Source organism: Rothia sp. ZJ932, assembly GCF_016924835.1.
Taxonomy (GTDB): Bacteria; Actinomycetota; Actinomycetes; order Actinomycetales; family Micrococcaceae; genus Rothia.
In genome coordinates, this window is record NZ_CP070480.1 from 1,531,625 (window position 1) to 1,549,554 (window position 17,930).

Consider the following 17,930-nt stretch of genomic DNA (forward strand, 5'->3'; position numbering starts at 1 on the left):
TCTTTACAGCGGGTTGTCAGAAAAATGCCGATTGACCGGTTGGTGAAAGACTATCGGGACTCACCTAACACCGCTTCGATTTCAACAGTTGTTCCCCGAGGCGACCGATTCTTCCATGTAATGGATCCGTTGAGTTCACTAGCCACCAGGGTTTTCACAATTTGGGTTCCCAACCCATCTCGGGTTTTGGGTTCAGTTGCAGTCTCGTTCATACCTCGACCGTCATCGCTAATACTCACGGTTAGAGTATGCTGTGCCCTTTCATCGTACGCGCGCTGTGCATCCATTGTGACTGTTCCCGTCTCACCGGCAAGACCGTGTTCCACCGCATTGGCAACGATTTCGTTGATAACAAGGGCAAGAGGAGTTGCAAATTTACTCGGCAAAGACCCAAACGATCCCGTAAGTTCGGTGCGGACGTCCTGCCCCGGCGAAGCGAGTTCGGCAGCCAGATGAAACTGACGCCCAATCAAATCATCAAAATCAACGTTCTGGGCTAGTCCCTGTGATAGCGCCTCATGCACGGTAGCAATGGTCGCCACCCGTCGCATCGCTTGTTCTAATCCCTGCCGCGCTTCATCACTTTCCATTCGACGAGCTTGCAAGCGCAAAAGCGCAGAGACGGTCTGCAAGTTATTCTTCACTCGGTGGTGAATCTCCCGAATGGTTGCATCTTTGGTCATCAACTCAAGCTCGCGCCGGCGCAATTCGGTCACGTCACGGCACAGAATAATGGCGCCAAAGCGTTCTTCCCCCAAGGGGGTAAAACGGCGCAGAGGTATGGCACGGTAAGTGATGCTGGCAAAGTGCGCTTTAATTTCAGCGCGCCAGGGCATTTTCCCCGCTAAGACCAGTGGCAGGGTCTCATCTACTTGCTCTCCCTGAGGTAACAGAGCTCGGGTGATATGAGCAAGAGACTGTCCCTCTAGTTCAGCAGAGAATCCCAGCTTCTTATAAATAGAGGTCGCGTTGGGCGAGGTAAAGGTAATCACGCCCTCGGCGTCCAACACCATCAAGCCATCGCTCACTCGTGGGGCGCCGCGAGTTGTCCCCACAGGAGCAGAAAACTCAGGCCAGATTCCTCGGCTCGTCATTTTCAATAGTTCCTCGGATAGCTCTCTGTAGACCAGTTCAACGTGGGTTCGCTGACGCGGAGTGTAAGTCTCAGAGTGGACGCTAAGTAGCCCTAAGGTCCTGCCGTTTCTGGTGAGCGGAACAAGGGTAGTTTGAATATCTAGCCCAGCTACCGTTTCTGAATCCACGTACTTTTCACTGCACTGGTTTTTCCACACGCCCAGGGCTTTTAACCGCATCTCTTTTTTCATGCGGTGATCGATAAGGTCTGTATAAAAAAGTGTGTGTACGGTTGACGGACGCATATGAGCGCAGGCAATAAAACCGCTCTCTTGACCGGGCTCTGTGGGATAGCGTCCGCCCGCCAAAATATCGGAATTGAAATCGGTGGGTAACCACAGCACCAAATCACCGTGAGCGGTGTCAGCGATAATTTGCCAGTCACCAATGAGCAGGTGCAGCCATTCCATATCGCCCGGTCCGTACTCTGCGTTCTGGAGGAAAGGGTCAATGTGCATGGTTACCACACCTATCATTTTTCATGTTCTGCTGGCCTACTCTACGGCAATTTTAGACCCTGACTGAGGGGTTATCCACGGCGGGCCCCCCGAGAGGGTTGCAAACGGTGACGAACCCTAGCTAACACGGACTTCTTAGTCACAACGGTGGCATTGGAGTGCCCGGCTGCAATAGCGCCCATGAGCGAGCGTGCCAGTTCAGTGAAAGTATCGGTGAGACTCTGCGCGTCTTTGATCTCTACGATGGTTTTACCGGTGAGCAAGGCTTTATCGAGAATACTCGGTTCATGGGGTATAAACCCGGTAATGGGAGTTGCCGGGCCGAACCTACTCCACGCGCGCTCCACCTCACCTCGACCGCGTGATCCGGTAGTTTCCGAGCGCATTTTATTAATCCATACATGTTTTCGGTGATCAGTTGCTAACTGCAGATGACTCTGGTTGAGTTCCTCGAATGCTCGTACCAGGCGGGGGAAGCCCACCACATCTGCTGAACCAACCACTACAATGTCGCTTGCCTGTTCTACTGCGGTGATTGCGGCAGCATTGCGTCTGGGTGCTAAACCGTCGAAGGTAATTTCTTCGTCGGCTTCAAGGCTAAAAGCAGTATCAATAACAACTGCCTGATAGCGCGAGCGCAGGTAGTCAAGGACGCTGGTGAAAGACTTTTCTCTGACCTCTGGCCATCTGTCGGCGCGGGTGATACCCGTGATGATGTCGAGGGTTTTACCCGCAAGGTCAATGGAACTCACGTACTCTCGGTATTTTTCGTCGGTGAGCATATTGCGGTCGGCGTAGTGGCAGATTTGTGAGATTCCGGAGTACTCATCGAGTAGCCCGAGTGTGATGCCGAGAGCGGGGCCGTAGGTGTCGGCATCAACGAGCACAGTGGAGTAGCCTTGAGCGGTTAAGGTTGCGGCGAGATGGGTGGCTACCGTGGTACGTCCGGGGGCGCCGGTAGAGCCCCACACGGTGATGACGCGTCCTTTCTCAGATGAAGTCAGTGAAAGAGCTTCAGCAGCTTCGACAGTGACAGTAGTTGATAAGGCAGCAGTATCTGCCGCAGGTGCCCGGTCGAAGGTCAGCGTGTGCAAGTTGGCTACCGCTGTTTCGATGCTTTCAATAACCGTCGGGGTATCGGCAAGCGCGTCAATGACGGCAACCCCGTGAATCTCAAGGTCGATACCGGGGTCAGTAACTGCGACCACTGCGACCCCCACCTCATGTAGCTGGGCTACCATCGACTGCGTGAGGTAGTCAGTGTAGTCGGCTACAAGCAGGGCAGCGCGCACAATGCCGGTTTGACCCAGACCAAAGACCTCCGACATGTCGTGAACGTGACGGGCAACAGTGACGTTTCCTCGCTGAGCTTCGATACCCGCGATGAAACGTCCGGAGTGATCAGAAAAAACGACGATGGGAATGCTAGCCATAATCTACCCCTGTTTTTTGTAGTCAGAGGGCACGAGGTTGATTTTGTCCTCGTTGTTGATAGCTTTGAGGATCGCGCTGAGTGATTCTTCGGCTACCAGAAGCTGCACGGCTGACTTACCGGTGCCACCGATGAGGCTTTCTTCGTTGCTAATAGTGGAGACCTCTGCGGCTTCCATCACCACCTCGGGATCGTTGTAAGTGGTCGTTGTTCCCTGAGCTTTTGTGGCAATCCAGATATCAACGTGCTTACCCGGGGTCAGAGTTGAGGCATAGGCAGAGTCGATAGTGATGCTAGCAGTACGTCGACCGTCGGTGAGTTCTTGAGCAAGAGCTGTTGCGGGCACCAATTGACCGCTGGTGATACGCGAAGTCACGACGCTACCCTCCGCGATAGTTTTTTCTTGAGGAATATAGTGCTGCCCAGCTTCAGCTAAGCGCACATCAGCTAGAGCAAAGTCGCTGGCTTTCACCTCTTCGCCCACCGCCATATCACGGGTAGCTACGTAGAAGGGTTCGGTTTTATTACCGAGACTTACAACACTCACCACCGCCACGATGGAGAGGGCGATGAGGAGCAGTCCCATGAGAAGACGGGGGTCTTTGAGACCGGGGCGCTGAAATCGAGGGGAAAGCCCCTCGCTGCTTTCGGGTACGGCTGTGGGCACGGTGTTGTCTTTCGGTTCTGTGCGGTTATTGGTTCTTATGTGGTTCGTTCAGTGGTTGTGAACAGCGGTTCTTGTGGTTGACATACGGAGCCTGCGGTGTGACTCGTCATCCTATATTGTGTTCCAAGTGTTTGTTCTCTTCAACTTCATCGCTGGGTCCACTGCCAGTTGTCACCATAAGTGGAGTGCTTCTGGACCCCCCTAAGATAATCAAACGATATCAAATGAAATCAAAAAATATTAGTTTACAATTGAAATAACATAAACTTATGAGACGAGGAGACCCAGTGGCAGAGCAACGCTTTTACACCCTGACCGAAGTATCAGAAATTCTGAACATTAGCCTCTCCCAGACCAGGATTCTTGTAACCTCTGGGCAGCTCGAAGGGATTCAGATTGGCGGACGGGGTCAGTGGCGCGTCGAAAACTCCAAACTTGAGGAATACATTAGCCGCGCTTACGCTCAGACTAAAGAGGCACTCGCAAAAGGCACAGCCGAAAGTCTCACCAGCGCATCCTAACAACGTTAGGCGGTACCTACTGCAACAATGGAGTGCAATGGCACCACCCTGGTTTTATGAATTGAGCTTCCTCTGGTGGAAAGCTCGACAAAGTCAGCCCCCACCCGTTCTAAAACGCCCTCACTCGTCAATCGTCCAGCATGGTAGAGGCGAACAGTTTCACGCGCCTTCACCAGAGCCCTCAGGGCAAAAGCAAACGACAGCTTACGCTGCACTGCCTGAGCATCAACTGTTGAAAACGGCGTCCCGCCTTCCCAGAACACGATGCGGGCGGTCGGCATGACGAGGCTTTCAGCTGATGTACGTAGCTGAAGCCAGCCTAACCCCACGTTTTCAAGTACACCATCCCATTTCTGGGCGTCATCAGTAAAGGCCTGCACCTGAAAACCTATTTGTGCTGCTAACCGATCCCCCATCATCACCTTGGCAAACTCTGCCCTACGCACTTCTTGCGCATCCAGCTCAATGGTTCTGGTACGGGCGGTGCTCAGCTGCACTTCGTAGTCTCTAAAAATTCGATCCAGATTCGTCATGTCCTCAACCCTATCGGTCGGCAATGTCTACCACCCTGCACGCTAACCAAAATCGAAAACATTTAAGTTTTTTTGCACACAGGGCTTTACAAACGCCACGCAAGCTAAGATACTCTAAGTGTTATCAAATAGCATCAAATGATAGGTTTAGAGATGAAGATGAACCACCAAGCACCTTCTGCCTCCTCGGCAGACAAGGTGCTCTGTTTAGCTATACCGCTCATCTCCCTAGTGGTCGCCGGATGCTGCTTCTGGACCATCGGCGCCAGTGAGCTCAAGACAGCAGAGATGCTACTTATGGGCGCTAGTGCCCTGATCGCCTTCGGTGTTGGTCTGTGGTATATTTTCGCTGCCCTTTACCTACTGCTGACACGCTCCACCCGAAGCGCAGCACAGTCTTTGCCCCGATGGGTGCCGAGGATGATGCGTAACGTAGCTATCGGAACTCTAGGTATTAGCGTGTATGCGGCTCCCGCCACGGCTGCTCCCTTGACCAGCGCATCTTCGCCCTCGATCGCCACCGTACACGAAACCCACCCATCCTCTCTTGAGCAGTTCTACGGTCACGCAGATGACCTATCAGACTCTCAAAAAGATTCCCTCTCCAGTTTTTTCACCAGTCATCACGCAACTGCTGACCACGGTTCTGCCACACCGGCAACAACACGCTGGCAGGGTCAATCCGATCAGCAGTTCGAGAACCTCAATACTCCGCCCCAGCAGTGGCTTGAAGTTGACCCGCAGACCTTCAAACACGCATCCGCCCACCAAACGCCCAGCATCAATCCTTTCTTCACCGCATCATCGCGTGAAGATCTCAGCGAACGTTCAGTAGGGATGCTTCACACCGTGCGCAGCGGTGAAACTCTGTGGAGTATTGCCACGAACTACCTACCATCAGGAAGCCCGGATGCAGAAATTATGGAATACGTATCGGCTATCTACGCAGCTAACTCGCACCAGCTACCGGTAGACGCCAACCTTATTTACGCAGGACAACAACTCATCCTCCCCTTTCAGTAAAGATTTTCAGCATAGAAAAGAGACGAACCATGAACCAGCAATCAGCTCGCAAAGAAACCTTCGCTGTCTCTGAGGCAGAATACAAGGCAATGCTCGAAATCATCAAGGAAACAGAACGCCCCATCGTAGCGCGAAAGCAGGGAATTCCCTTGAAAACCTCCTCAGAACTCTGCCAGTCAGTAGAAACGATGTGCAGCGGTCTCTCCATTGCCGTCCTCGAAATTTTCGCGGGACGCCGCGCCTGCAGCCAGGTTGCCAAATGGTTTACCGCTGAATGCCTCACTAAGATCAAACGTCGTGCCGATCTGACCCGACGCATCCTTGCCAGCAAACAGGGCGAAGACCACCTGCGCAGTCCTTTCGCTCTTAGCGCTCCCCTACCCACTGTGCGCCGTGCCCACGCCCAACAAATCAATGAAACAACCGTTGAAGCGTGCGTCATTGTTGAAGACAGCCAGCGCGTACGAGCGTTAGCTTTCAAGGTGCAAAGAATCCACCGGGTCTGGAAGGTCGTAGAAATAGAAATCGCGTAAAAACGCCACTATAAAATATGCGCGGGCGCTTCACCTGTTTGAAGTGAAGTGCCCGCGCATTCTTATCTCTTGACTGAGCCTCTATTCTAGGACTCAGAAAAAACAAAAGCCGTGTAGAAAAAACCTAGTTCTTTTTAACCTGGACTTCGGCGCTGCCGTCCTCACTCGGAGCCGAGTACTTGAGGAACTTAGGCTGCGGTGGCAGGTTCATCTTGATAGAAGATGAAGTCGTACGCTGCTTGGAAAGATCCAGGTTGTAGAGGAACCCCACGGTCTCTTCACGGATCGCGCCGAGCATGGACTGGTACATGGCGTAGCCTTCGCGCTGGTACTCAATCAGCGGATCGCGCTGTGCCATTGCGCGCAGACCAATACCTTCTTTGAGATAGTCCATCTCATACAGGTGTTCGGGCCAGCGACGTCCAATCACAGACAGCAACACACGGCGTTCAATCTCACGCATTGCTTCTGAGCCGACCTTTTCTTCGCGCTCTTGATAGATGAATTTCGCATCCGTCAGGATCTCGGTAATCAGCATTTCCTGGGTAATCTTGGTGCGTCCGCCCGCCTGCTCTTCCAGATCCTCAATAGTTACGGAGATGGGGAAGATCGGCTTGAGCAGGTCCCACAGTTTTTCAAGATCCCAGTCTTCAGCGTGACCCGATGTATGGGTCACGATGGTTGATGAGATCACTTCATCAATGAACTTCTGAATCTGTTCCTCAATGTCTGCGCCTTCGAGGATTTCAGCACGATCTGCGTACATTGATTCGCGCTGACGGTTGAGCACATCATCGTACTTGAGGATGTTCTTACGTTGTTCGGCGTTACGCGATTCAACTTGCCCCTGGGCGGACGCGATGACGCGAGAAACGAGCTTGTTTTCAAGAGCGGTGTCATCGGGTGCGCCTGCCATGAGTCGGGCGGCTGCCTGACCGTTGAATAAACGCATGAGGTCATCGGCGAGTGAAAGGTAGAAGCGGGATTCGCCGGGATCACCCTGACGGCCGGAGCGTCCACGTAGCTGGTTGTCGATGCGTCGTGATTCGTGACGTTCGGTACCCAGTACGTAGAGACCGCCCAGTTCAATGACTTCCTCATGTTCAGCTTTCACAGCTTCTTCGCATTCAGCGAGGACGCCGGGCCATTGCTGCTCGTATTGTTCGGGGGTACGGTTGGGGTCAAGACCCAGCTGTTCCATTTTTTCGACAGCGTTGAACTCGGCGTTACCACCGAGCATGATATCGGTGCCTCGACCTGCCATGTTGGTTGCAACGGTGACAGCGCCCTTGCGTCCTGCCTGGGCAACGATGGCAGCCTCACGCTCATTGTTTTTAGCGTTTAGCACCTCATGGCGAATGCCCTCTTTGACGAGGAGCTTAGACAGGTACTCGCTCTTTTCAACGCTGGTTGTACCCACCAGAACAGGCTGCCCCTTAGCGTGGCGTTCTTTAATGTCTTCAACGACTGCCTGGAACTTGGCAATTTCGTTTTTGTAGACCTTATCTGCCTGGTCTTTACGGTGGATGCCCTTGTTAGTGGGAATAGGCACGACGCCCAGTTCGTAGGTGTTCATGAACTCGGCAGCTTCGGTTTCTGCTGTACCAGTCATTCCCGAGAGCTTGTCGTACATGCGGAAGTAGTTCTGCAACGTCACAGACGCCATGGTCTGGTTCTCGGGCTTAACTTCAACGCCTTCTTTAGCTTCAATAGCCTGGTGAATGCCCTCGTTGTAGCGGCGGCCGGGCAAAATACGACCGGTGTGCTCGTCAACGATGTGTACTTCACCATTGACTACCACGTAGTCTTTATTGTTTTTGAATAGCTCTTTTGCCTTGATGGAGTTGTTCAAAAAGCCAATGAGTGGGGTGTTGACAGATTCGTAGAGGTTGCGAATACCCAAGTGGTCTTCAACCTTGTCAATACCCGTTTCGAGTACGCCGACGGTGCGTTTCTTTTCATCGATTTCGTAGTCAATATCGACTTTGAGGTCGCGAGCGATACGCGCGAATTCTGTGTACCAGCGGTTGGCTTCGCCCGAGGCTGGGCCGGAAATAATTAGGGGGGTTCGCGCTTCATCGATCAGAATAGAATCGACCTCATCGACAATTGCAAAGTTGTGACCGCGCTGGACCTTCTCATCGAGCGTCCACGCCATGTTATCGCGCAAGTAGTCAAAACCGAACTCGTTGTTCGTGCCGTAGGTAATGTCAGCTTCGTACTGTTTACGGCGCACGTCAGGGCTCTGGTTACCCAAGATGACGCCTGATTCCAGACCCAAAAAGCGGTAAACACGACCCATGAGGTTAGCCTGATATTCAGCTAGGTAATCATTCACGGTGACCACGTGTACGCCCTGACCCGAGAGCGCATTGAGGTAGGCGGGAGCTGTTGCAACCAGTGTCTTACCCTCACCGGTTTTCATTTCCGCGATATTGCCCAGGTGCAGAGCTGCACCGCCCATGAGCTGCACGTCGTAGTGACGCTTACCCAAGGTTCGTTTAGACGCCTCACGCACTACCGCGAACGCTTCGGGCAACAGAACATCGAGGGATTCCCCCTCATCGATGCGTGTACGGAACTTATCAGTCTCAGCTCGAAGTTCAGCATCGGTTAAAGCAACAATGCTTTCTTCAAGAGAGTTAATCGCGTCTGCATAGGCACGAAGCTGTTTGAGGACTTTCTTGTCTCCGGCGCGGAGTAGTTTTTCCAAGAAAGATGCCACGAGTGTGCTCCTTGAGGTTTCGATGATAATGAAATGTCCAACCGATATTTGTAAAGGCTAACAACCCATTGTAAAACACCATCAAACGTTTTACTGCGGTGGCGTTCACCGCCGAGCAATGAATTATGCCAAAGACGCAAAACTGCCCCTGCAAAGTGCGGGGGCAGCTGTTGGTTGTATTAGCGGATTCTCTTACTGATCGCTCAGTGAAATCACACCGTAGCTCCAGCCTTTACGGCGGTAGACCGCGCTGGGGGTGTTAGTATCTGCATCCACGAAGAGGTAAAAATCGTGCCCTACCAGCTCCATGCGATCAACTGCTTCTTCGGCGGTCAGCTTCTCTGCGGGGAAGCTCTTACGGCGGATTTCGAGAGGTGATTGCACATCATCAGTCAGTGCGTACTCGTTATCGAATGCCGCTTCTTCAACAGGAATGTCTTCAGCGTGGATTTCAGTGACTGCGGTCTGATCGGTAACGATGGGCAGTGAACCGGTTGCCTCAGAAACCGAGAGCGGTGAGCGTCCACCGTGCTTCTGCGCCTTACGGCGGTCGCGGGCTCGACGCAAACGTTCCAGGAGTTTGCCATAAGTGTCATCAAAAACCGCGAACTTATCTGAGCCCGATGCCTCAGCACGCAGGATGGGACCGCGTCCCACCACGGTTATTTCAACACGAATGGTGTTGGGACCAATATGCCCGTCCTTGCTGAACTTAACTTCGATGTCGGTAACGTGATCGCCAAGCTGCTCAAACTTTTTAGCTTTGCTCTCTACATGCTCCTGCAGTCGTTCAGTCACTTTGACGTTGCGTCCGTAGACCTTAAGCTCCACGATTGCCTCCAAAATATTTAGGCGAGAAGTCGCTTATTTTCTCTCGTACAAGAAACCTTCGAGAAGGTATATTTCTTGTTGCTTCCAGCCTAGTTCCAGTTCTCTAGAAATTCATGTGTTACGTTATATCATTCGATGTTGGAAGGCTCTACTGGTCTGATTCAGTGGTGGTGCAGTCTTGTTTCTTGCTCGCTGAGACTGAGATTTTTTACCGTACATCGCCCTCTTTCAGTCGCTGACTCCCCGATTATTTTCGCTATGGCTGAAAACCTACTCCCCCTCAAAATAAATTATGAGCGAGATGTGTGTGACGGGGCATTGTTCACGCACAAAAAACTAACTTGACCGCCCCCTGCACGCAGGTGCATACTGATACTGTGTGCTTGGTTACCTGATGAAAGGTCAGTCGCTCTCCGCGCTCTTCCGACGGGCAACCGCGGCTACGCTGGCAAAGCCCAGCACCCGAGCGCCTTCATCCTCCAGCACTCTAGCAGTTTCAAGCATCGATGCGCCGGTAGTCACCACATCATCGCAAATGATGCACTCGGCACCTTCAAGAGTGGTTTCGAATCCTAGCAGCTCCCCCGGATTCCAACGTTTTCTCATCGCCCCGTGCAACCGCGCATACCGTTGGTGTACTCCCAACTCTTTTTGACCGCTAGACCCCGAACGGGTGCGACTCACCTCTAGAACATCAGCACACACAGTCTCGATTCCCTCCAGCGCGAGCTGCCGACGAGCCGCGGACGCCAGTTCAAGGGCAGGCGAGAAACCGCGACGCCTCGTGTTACGGGCAGAAGAAGGTACAGGTACCAGCATTGCCTGCTGCTTACCGTAGCTATCAACAATCGCCTGGATAGCACGGGCAAGACCCGTTGCTAACAAAGTTCTCTGATCGTAACGCCCCTCATTTTTGAATGCCAAAATACAACGAGCAAGCTCATGCTCATAAACGCCGGCAGCCACAGCGTTCTCTAGCTCATAGCGCAGAAACGGCAGGTGCAGGTTAAGCAGGCTTTGCCGCACCAAAAAATCACAGCGCTGGCATCGCCCCTCATAGCGAGCATCCGGTTTCTGGCAACTTGCACACGGGGTCGGCAACACAACATCGCGTAGCCGGTAGGCACTTTCGCGGGCAGTTGCGATGAGAGGGTCAAACCGATGGTTCACCGTGCACTTACCCCGAGAAGTTCAAATCGTGCAGGGTGTTCTCCAAACGAACCCACCCCGATGAGCTCAAGCGGTAGAGAGTAGAATCCTGGGTCTGAGCAATGACGTTTTCCTCCCCCGTGCCCACAGAAATCTTCGCTAAACCGGTGAGGATTTCGGGCGAACGGCGTACACCCGAAATAGAAATAATTTCAGTGGCGCCAGTGTTGTAATCAGCAATAATAACTTCGTTATCAGAGAGAAAGTCAGCGAAGGTCGGGGAAATACCCGTGCCCAAACGCACGGGGGTCTGCAGGCGTTGCGGAGCACCCTCACCATCGCGAATAACCCCCGCCACCCAGGTATAGGAGTAGGTGTCATCGTGGGCAGCTATAACCGCGCGGGTTCCGTCGCGCGAGATGTTCAGTGAAGTGACGGTATAGCCCTCCAACCAATCTGCCGCGACCTCTTGTGGCTGATTACCATCAGAAGTCGAAAGACTTACCATCACTTGCGAGCCATTTTGCACAGCCCAGACCCAGTGCAGGTAGTCAAAACTAGGCACAGTAATGTCAGAGGCGGCAAGCAGCTGCCGCGCTTCTCCGTTGCGTACCAACCACAGCTCTTTTTCGTTGTTTGCCAGGTAAGCGTAGACGCCTCGCGAAATTGCCATAGCGGGCGAGGTAACTGTTTGCTGCTGAGGTGCCAGCACGGTGTTCTGGCTAGCAGCATCGCTCAAAGAGCTTCGGGTAATCAGGGTATTTTCTTCAACGCCAACAACGCCCCCCGATACCGGCGGGTTAATCAGGGGTAGAGAGTTAGCCCGCGCGTCATCCTCTTGAATAGTTTGCCCTGCCACTTTAAGCTCCACGGAACTTACGGTTGATAGGGTCGAGAGGGTTTGGGTGAGCTGAGTTTTAATGCGCTGAGATTCAAGCTGGGTCAGTTCCTTTTGCACCCCTGCCCCCGAGAGGTCTACCGAGGCGACGCTTGATTCAACAGGAACGGAGCTGCGCGTCAGCGTAGTACCTGTGGGAATGGCTGTCTGCACCGCCCCCTGCAAATAGGGTGCTGGTCCCTCCAATAGAACGCGCACTACAGAGGTTGCCACAGTGTCACGATCTGCAAACCACCGCACATCGGGCACCGCGTATGAAAAGGTGGGGTCGTAGAAGTAGAGGGTGAAAGGGTTGTATGCAATATTGAACTGACGCTGATCCAGAATAATAGAGTTGGGTGCGCTGGTGATACGCCACTGCCCGCCGATGTTTTCAAGCTGAAAAGAGAGATTCTCCCCATCGGCGGTATCGGATGAGGTGGCGATACCTCGCGCATCGATCTTGGCGGTGAGCTCAACAGCTAGGGTGTAGTCACCCTTGTCAGTTGCGCTGATGCTGGGGGTGTTGGTGTAGACCAGGGTTTGTTCCTGCGGTGACCACTGCTGCGCATAATCGGGGGCCAGGAACTGGCGGGCCACCGCGTAATTATCGTTAACGCCCACCCCCGCACTGATGAATCCCCTAATGATTTCATCAGGGGTAGCGTTGGTGGCTGGTCCTTCAATCTCTGAGCTTTGTCTGGAGGCGGACGCGGTCGATCGGGGGTCAGCGTAATGGTTGACCGCACCGCTGGTGGGGATTCCACCGCATGCGGTGAGCGTCAGAATACCGGTGGCGGCTAGGCATCCTGTTAATCGGTACGCTGCCATGATGCGTTCTCCTTCGATGCTTGTTCAGTACTTTCTTTTTCAGCTATTTCTGCGGGTTGTTGGGGAATAGAGCCGGTGAAGGCGGTCAGCTCAAGCAGCTCGGATTCCCCGCTTAAGAGCACCGGTGAGTTACCCATCTCTACGCCCTGTTTGAGGGGTATAGTGATACGGAAGCAGGCGCCCTCCCCCGGTTTGCCCCAGACTTCTAGCGCACCTCCGTGCAAACGCACGTCCTCGGCAGAAATAGCCAGACCTAAACCTGTACCGCCAAGGGTACGTTTGCGGGAAGGGTCTGCGCGCCAGAAACGGTTGAATACCTGCGACAGTTGCTCTTCGGTAAGTCCCACTCCGTGATCTCGCACTGCAATGCCCAGCGCGGTACTAGAGGCGGCAATGTAAATATCAATCGGTTTGCCTTCGCTGTACTCGATAGCGTTGAAGATGAGGTTACGCAGGACGCGCTCGATGCGGCGGTGATCCATCTCTACCGTTTGTTCTGTCAAATCTGTGTGAACGGTCAGCTCTACCCCCACCCTCGCAAGGTGGGGTTGGGCGACCTCAACGGTTTCGCGTACTACTGTGAGCGCGTCCACGGGTACCAGATCGAGGGTGGCTGAACCAGCGTCGAAGCGAGAGATTTCTAGCAAGTCTGCGAGTAGGTTATCAAAACGATCCACCTGGTTGTACAGTAGCTCTGAGGAACGCCGTTGCAGGGGGTCAAGCCCCTCTCTGGCGTTGTAAAGCATTTCTGCGGCCATGCGCACGGTCGTTAGGGGGGTGCGCAATTCATGAGAAACGTCAGAGACAAACCGCTGCTGCATCGTCGAGAGAGTCTCCAGACGAGAAATCTGATCTTGTAGGCTGTCTGCCATTTTGTTGAAGGAGTGGCCCAGACGAGCAGCCTCGTTTTTACCCGTGACCTGCATACGCTGATCGAGGTTACCAGCTGCTAGCTTCTCAGCCGAAATCGCGGTAGAACTAATCGGTTTGATAGCTGCGCGCGTCACTGCCCACACAATCGATACCACCACAATCAACATGATGCCGAAGCCCAGCCCCATGACCATGTTGATATAGGTCGCTGTTTCTTGGGAGTTCGAGAAATCGTAGATGAGATACAGCCCGTACTCTGGACTCTGCGGAATAGAAATGCGTGTTCCCACCACCACAACCGGCACCGGCTGCTGGTTTTCCATCACCTGCATCTGCGCTGACTGCCAGTAGATACCGTCGGCGGTAGTCACCATCTGCTGCAAATCAGCGGGTATATTCGCCGGATCCATCCAGATATTCTGGGCTTGGGCGGGAATAAAATTCTGCGTCGAATCGCTCTGGGTGGGTAGCAACACCCACTCCCGCTGAGCATCGCTACTACCGGTTTCTAGCACCGTCAGAAAGCGTCTAACCTCCGCCTCAATCTCATTGCGGTCAACGGCGTCCGACGAATCCAACACGCTCTGCACATTGGCAAAACCTGCTGACGATTCCTCAAGGGCTTGGTCTAGGCGTCCGCGAAAAAGCGAGTTGGCGATCTGATTCGCCAAAAAGGCGCCGACCACCAAAAAGGTAATCATCAGCAAAATAATGGCTATGGAGACAGCGCGAAACTGCAAGGACTGCTGCCACCGACGACTGAAGTCAAAGAGGGGGTTAGAAAACCTGCGGGAGGGTGCGAGACGGTCGTCGATGACAGAAGCAGACATGGGTACTATCGAACTTTCTGGGCTGAGGCTTTGTAGCCAACGCCGCGTACAGTCACGATGATTTCGGGGGTTTCTGGATCCTGTTCAATTTTGGCGCGCAGACGCTGCACGTGAACGTTCACCAGGCGGGAGTCAACGGTTTTACCGTAGCCCCAGATGCTATCGAGTAAGGCTTCGCGGGAGAACACCTGACCGGGCTGGCGCGCCATAGTCACCAGCAAGTCGTATTCGAGGGGGGTGAGCGATAGGGTCTCATCATCGCGAGTAACGCTGTGACCCGAGAGGTCTATGGTGAGCCCGCCAATGGAGATTATTTCGCTGTTGTTTTCTTCGCGCGGACGCAGGCGGGCACGAATACGCGCCAGTAGCTCTGCGGGTTTGAAAGGTTTGGCGATGTAGTCATCGGCTCCGGCTTCAAGCCCCTTCACCACGTCTTCAGTGTCTGATTTAGCGGTGAGCATGATGATGGGTACATCGGTGTGCTGACGCAGCTGAGCGCAGACTTCAATACCGTCCATACCGGGCAGCATAAAATCAAGAAGTACCAGGTCGGGGCGGTGGGTGAGATAGGCATCTAGTGCCTGGTCACCCGTGGCACACACCTCTGTTTCGTACCCTTCCTGAGCAAGCACGATGCCTACCATTTCTGCCAGGGCCTCATCATCATCTACCACCAGAATACGAGAGTTCATACGCGCTCCTTCGATACACTTTTTTGATTCGATGTTTTATTTTACGCGGTTTATAGGCGTAGCGCGGTGTTAGTCTGCGTCTTGGGCAAATTCGGCGAGCGCGGTGGCGGTTTCTGTCAGGTGCGCCAGGAGGTCTGTGGCGGTGCCTGGGCTAAGTGCAGTGAGGTCGCCATTTTCGGTGAGGACGAGTTGGTTGAGGCGCTGGGCAGGCAGCCCAATGCTGCGCCAGGGTCGGTAAATGCTCTCAAGGGTAGGAATGATGGAGGGTTTGTTCAGGGTGCTGATAGCCGCTAGCCAGATCTCTTGGTTGTGTTCAATTCTGGGTGCTAGGTGCTCCCAAGCGCGCGCGTCCGCGGCGGGTTGAACGCTGGCTACGGCGTCGAAGAAGGTCAGGTAGCGTTCTTCGATAGTTTGAGCATCAAGGTTCAGGGCAGTTTTGACTCCGTACGCGCTGAGCTGCTGGGTTACGATGGAAAAGGTTTCCATGACTTCGTGGGAATCTAATGGCTGGTAGGTTCGGTAGCCGCTTGAGGTGGGGATGCTGCCGCGCAGAATGTCGGTGAGTGAGGGTTCGTCGAGCTGAACGTATAGCTGGGCTGCGGGTATCGCCTGTTTGATCTGGTGCAGCCGGTGTTCCATGCCCGCTAACCAGGAGTCACGGATGTCTCTGCGGGCGCCCCTGTCGGCGAGGCTGCGTTCACCGTTGTGAAGGTGCAGAGCAGCTGTGAGACTGAGCGGACCGGTGAATTGCAGTTTGAAGGTGTCCTGAGGTTTTGTAGCTCCGGCGATAACATCAGCGAGGGCATTAATGTCTGAATCGAGGGTAGCCCGTGCGGTGTCTTGCTCGGCAGAGTACCCATCATGCAAACGCCAGCCGAAGGATGCCCCATCTACCCCGAGTTCTTCAAAGGTGGCAATGGTGCGTGCTAGGGTGCTTGCGGCGTATCCTCGGTCTTCGAGGGCTGGTAGGTAGCTGTAGTGGGGAGCGCCCAGTTCTCCGCGGACGCGGTGAATAGCGTCCACGTTCTGAGTTCCGGGCCAGGGGCCCAGCCCGGTAGCACGAACCGCGTACTTCTGTTCAAACGAAGGCTCTGAGACAGCCCTCTGGGCGCGTTCGTCTAGTAGACGTGCGCGCTCATCAACGGTGTGCTCTCGATAACCAACGAGAGACTTTTTCCCCTGTTTCATACGTCGCTATCTCGGGTAGCTTCAGCGATGCGCTCGTGGTGGCGAATGACCTCAGAAATAATGAAGTTGAGAATTTTTTCGGCGAACTCAGGGTCAAGGTGGGCTATCTCTGCCAAAGACCTGAGACGCTCGATTTGAGCCGCTTCGCGGTCAGGGTCCCCCGAGGGCAGGTTGTATTCTGCCTTGAGGTAGCCAACGCGCTTGGTTACCCTGAATCGTTCGGCAAGAATGTGAACCAGTGAAGCATCGAGGTTATCAATGGTTTGACGAATCTCAAATAGTTCTTCGAGCACAGCGGGGTCTACGCTACCGTGTAGAGCGCTGGCGCGCGCATCGAAGCTGCTGTGAGGTTCGTGCAGATTACTCATGAGAGGAGCTCTCTTTCAGTGTCGAGTGTGTCTGGTATAAGGGAGGGCTAAATATCTGCGCGGTCCAGAGAGTAGGCGCGGTTAATAGTTGCCTGTCCCAGAACCCGAGTGCCCTGGTACATAACAAGGGTTTGACCGGGAGCGACCCCGCGCAGCCCTTCTTTCAGTCGCACAACAACTTCCAAGCGCAGGGCGTTCTCTTGTGCAGATTCGTCGTCGTTCACCCATTCGAGATAAGCCTCAGAAAGTACCGGATCGGCGTGGGCACGCACCTGTGCGGTGATATCGATCGACGTGCTGGCGGCCCCGATCTGAGCTGGCTGCGCCAAGAACTGGGCGAAAGCGTCCACCGGCTCGCCAGCCCAGGTGCATCTAATACCGCGGATTTCCTCCACCGCAAGAAGTTCTTTAGAACCAACGATAACTTCGTTGGTCTTGGGGCGAATTTCGAGCACGAAACGGGGCTTGCCGTCGGGGGCAGGACGCCCAATCTTAAGCCCCTTACGTTGCCCCACAGTAAATGCCTGGGAACCATCGTGCTGACCCAAAACAGTGCCCTCGGTATCTTTGATATCGCCTGCGGTCATCTCAATATGGTCAGCGAGCCAGTCGCGAGTATCGCCCTCAGGAATAAAGCAAATATCGTAGGAGTCAGGCTTCTTCGCTACTGAGAAACCCCGACGCTCCGCTTCAGCACGCACCTCAGCCTTAGAGGGGGTTTCAGCCAGCGGAAACCAGGCATGCTTGAGCTGCTCGTGGGTGAGCACGCCCAGCACGTATGACTGGTCTTTTGCCCAGTCAGCAGCACGGTGAAGCTCGCGGTTGCCCTCTTCGTTGGTAATGACCTTGGCGTAGTGACCGGTTACTACCGCATCAAAGCCAAGAGCAACGGCCTTCTCAAGCAGAGCCGCGAACTTAATCTTTTCGTTGCACCGCATGCAGGGATTGGGGGTGCGACCGTGCTCGTATTCAGAGATGAAATCATCAACAACGTCTTCTTTGAAACGCTCCGAAAAGTCCCACACGTAGAAAGGAATCCCCAGCTGGTCGCAGACACGACGCGCGTCCATCGAATCCTCGATGGTGCAGCATCCGCGGCTACCGGTACGCAAGGTGCCGGGCATGCGGGAGAGGGCAAGGTGTACACCCACCACGTCGTGGCCGGCCTCTACAGCGCGGGCAGCGGCCACAGCCGAGTCAACACCGCCACTCATTGCAGCTAGAATCTTCATCTTTTAATCCTTATATTTCAACGTTTGAAAAAT

16 protein-coding genes are annotated in these 17,930 nt (G+C 54.0%); 3 read left to right on the forward strand and 13 right to left on the reverse strand.

Annotated features, from left to right (window positions below):
• Positions 1-50 precede the first annotated feature (50 nt).
• The 3 genes from JR346_RS07030 to JR346_RS07040 form a co-directional block, all read right to left on the reverse strand.
• The gene (locus tag JR346_RS07030) at positions 51-1,592 is read right to left on the reverse strand and encodes a sensor histidine kinase (RefSeq protein ID WP_239478552.1); all 1,542 of its coding nucleotides are present in this window, start codon (positions 1,590-1,592) and stop codon (positions 51-53) included.
• A gap of 71 nt (positions 1,593-1,663) precedes the next feature.
• Positions 1,664-3,025: a CpaE family protein gene (locus JR346_RS07035; protein WP_205482075.1), complete on the reverse strand. Its 1,362-nt coding sequence runs from the start codon at positions 3,023-3,025 to the stop codon at positions 1,664-1,666.
• Between the two features lie 3 nt (positions 3,026-3,028).
• Positions 3,029-3,691 carry an SAF domain-containing protein gene (locus JR346_RS07040; protein WP_205482076.1) on the reverse strand — a complete coding sequence of 221 codons (663 nt, stop codon included), beginning with the start codon at positions 3,689-3,691 and terminating at the stop codon, positions 3,029-3,031.
• Positions 3,692-3,978: 287 nt separating this feature from the next.
• On the opposite strand from JR346_RS07040, the gene JR346_RS07045 reads away from it, so the two are divergent.
• Complete coding sequence (locus JR346_RS07045) at positions 3,979-4,212, forward strand: helix-turn-helix domain-containing protein (RefSeq protein ID WP_204876533.1); 234 nt, start codon at positions 3,979-3,981, stop codon at positions 4,210-4,212.
• A gap of 5 nt (positions 4,213-4,217) precedes the next feature.
• Here the strand turns inward: JR346_RS07045 and JR346_RS07050 are convergent, their stop codons facing one another.
• Positions 4,218-4,745 (reverse strand): histidine kinase, encoded by a 528-nt coding sequence (locus tag JR346_RS07050; RefSeq protein ID WP_205482077.1) that lies wholly within the window; start codon positions 4,743-4,745, stop codon positions 4,218-4,220.
• A gap of 153 nt (positions 4,746-4,898) precedes the next feature.
• On the opposite strand from JR346_RS07050, the gene JR346_RS07055 reads away from it, so the two are divergent.
• The gene (locus JR346_RS07055) at positions 4,899-5,768 is read left to right on the forward strand and encodes a LysM peptidoglycan-binding domain-containing protein (protein ID WP_205482078.1); all 870 of its coding nucleotides are present in this window, start codon (positions 4,899-4,901) and stop codon (positions 5,766-5,768) included.
• A 29-nt stretch (positions 5,769-5,797) separates the two neighbouring features.
• On the forward strand, positions 5,798-6,301 hold the full coding sequence (locus tag JR346_RS07060; protein ID WP_204876543.1) for an Rv3235 family protein: 504 nt from the start codon (positions 5,798-5,800) through the stop codon (positions 6,299-6,301).
• 124 nt (positions 6,302-6,425) lie between these two features.
• On the opposite strand, the gene secA is transcribed toward JR346_RS07060, so the two are convergent.
• From secA to mnmA, 9 genes are all read right to left on the reverse strand, one after another.
• Positions 6,426-9,026, reverse strand: coding sequence for a preprotein translocase subunit SecA (secA, locus tag JR346_RS07065; protein WP_204876548.1), 2,601 nt, complete (start codon positions 9,024-9,026; stop codon positions 6,426-6,428).
• A 192-nt stretch (positions 9,027-9,218) separates the two neighbouring features.
• The gene (gene hpf / locus JR346_RS07070) at positions 9,219-9,857 is read right to left on the reverse strand and encodes a ribosome hibernation-promoting factor, HPF/YfiA family (protein ID WP_204876549.1); all 639 of its coding nucleotides are present in this window, start codon (positions 9,855-9,857) and stop codon (positions 9,219-9,221) included.
• Between the two features lie 402 nt (positions 9,858-10,259).
• Entirely contained in the window at positions 10,260-11,027 is a 768-nt protein-coding gene (locus JR346_RS07075) for a ComF family protein (RefSeq protein ID WP_205482079.1), read from the reverse strand.
• A gap of 7 nt (positions 11,028-11,034) precedes the next feature.
• Positions 11,035-12,714, reverse strand: a complete 1,680-nt coding sequence (locus JR346_RS07080; protein WP_205482080.1) for an LpqB family beta-propeller domain-containing protein — start codon at positions 12,712-12,714, stop codon at positions 11,035-11,037.
• Complete coding sequence (gene mtrB / locus JR346_RS07085) at positions 12,696-14,417, reverse strand: MtrAB system histidine kinase MtrB (protein ID WP_205482081.1); 1,722 nt, start codon at positions 14,415-14,417, stop codon at positions 12,696-12,698. Before mtrB ends, JR346_RS07080 begins: the two co-directional genes overlap by 19 nt.
• Positions 14,418-14,422: 5 nt before the next feature.
• On the reverse strand, positions 14,423-15,109 hold the full coding sequence (gene mtrA / locus JR346_RS07090; protein ID WP_205482082.1) for an MtrAB system response regulator MtrA: 687 nt from the start codon (positions 15,107-15,109) through the stop codon (positions 14,423-14,425).
• A gap of 69 nt (positions 15,110-15,178) precedes the next feature.
• Positions 15,179-16,297, reverse strand: a complete 1,119-nt coding sequence (locus tag JR346_RS07095) for a hypothetical protein (protein ID WP_204876555.1) — start codon at positions 16,295-16,297, stop codon at positions 15,179-15,181.
• A complete protein-coding gene (locus tag JR346_RS07100) occupies positions 16,294-16,665 on the reverse strand; it encodes a chorismate mutase (RefSeq protein ID WP_204876557.1) in 372 nt (123 codons plus the stop codon). The genes JR346_RS07095 and JR346_RS07100 overlap by 4 nt, the downstream gene beginning before the upstream one ends.
• A 47-nt stretch (positions 16,666-16,712) precedes the next feature.
• The gene (gene mnmA / locus JR346_RS07105; RefSeq protein ID WP_204876559.1) at positions 16,713-17,897 is read right to left on the reverse strand and encodes a tRNA 2-thiouridine(34) synthase MnmA; all 1,185 of its coding nucleotides are present in this window, start codon (positions 17,895-17,897) and stop codon (positions 16,713-16,715) included.
• Between the last annotated feature and the right edge of the window lie 33 nt (positions 17,898-17,930).

Bases quoted from the DNA above. Each gene is read 5' to 3' on its own strand.
- JR346_RS07030 (WP_239478552.1), bottom strand. From the start codon at position 1,592: ATGCACATTGACCCTTTCCTCCAGAACGCAGAGTACGGACCGGGCGAT.
- JR346_RS07035 (WP_205482075.1), bottom strand. From the start codon at position 3,025: ATGGCTAGCATTCCCATCGTCGTTTTTTCTGATCACTCCGGACGTTTC.
- JR346_RS07050 (WP_205482077.1), bottom strand. From the start codon at position 4,745: ATGACGAATCTGGATCGAATTTTTAGAGACTACGAAGTGCAGCTGAGC.
- JR346_RS07055 (WP_205482078.1), top strand. From the start codon at position 4,899: ATGAAGATGAACCACCAAGCACCTTCTGCCTCCTCGGCAGACAAGGTG.
- JR346_RS07060 (WP_204876543.1), top strand. From the start codon at position 5,798: ATGAACCAGCAATCAGCTCGCAAAGAAACCTTCGCTGTCTCTGAGGCA.
- JR346_RS07080 (WP_205482080.1), bottom strand. From the start codon at position 12,714: ATGGCAGCGTACCGATTAACAGGATGCCTAGCCGCCACCGGTATTCTG.
- mtrB (WP_205482081.1), bottom strand. From the start codon at position 14,417: ATGTCTGCTTCTGTCATCGACGACCGTCTCGCACCCTCCCGCAGGTTT.
- mtrA (WP_205482082.1), bottom strand. From the start codon at position 15,109: ATGAACTCTCGTATTCTGGTGGTAGATGATGATGAGGCCCTGGCAGAA.
- JR346_RS07095 (WP_204876555.1), bottom strand. From the start codon at position 16,297: ATGAAACAGGGGAAAAAGTCTCTCGTTGGTTATCGAGAGCACACCGTT.
- JR346_RS07100 (WP_204876557.1), bottom strand. From the start codon at position 16,665: ATGAGTAATCTGCACGAACCTCACAGCAGCTTCGATGCGCGCGCCAGC.
- mnmA (WP_204876559.1), bottom strand. From the start codon at position 17,897: ATGAAGATTCTAGCTGCAATGAGTGGCGGTGTTGACTCGGCTGTGGCC.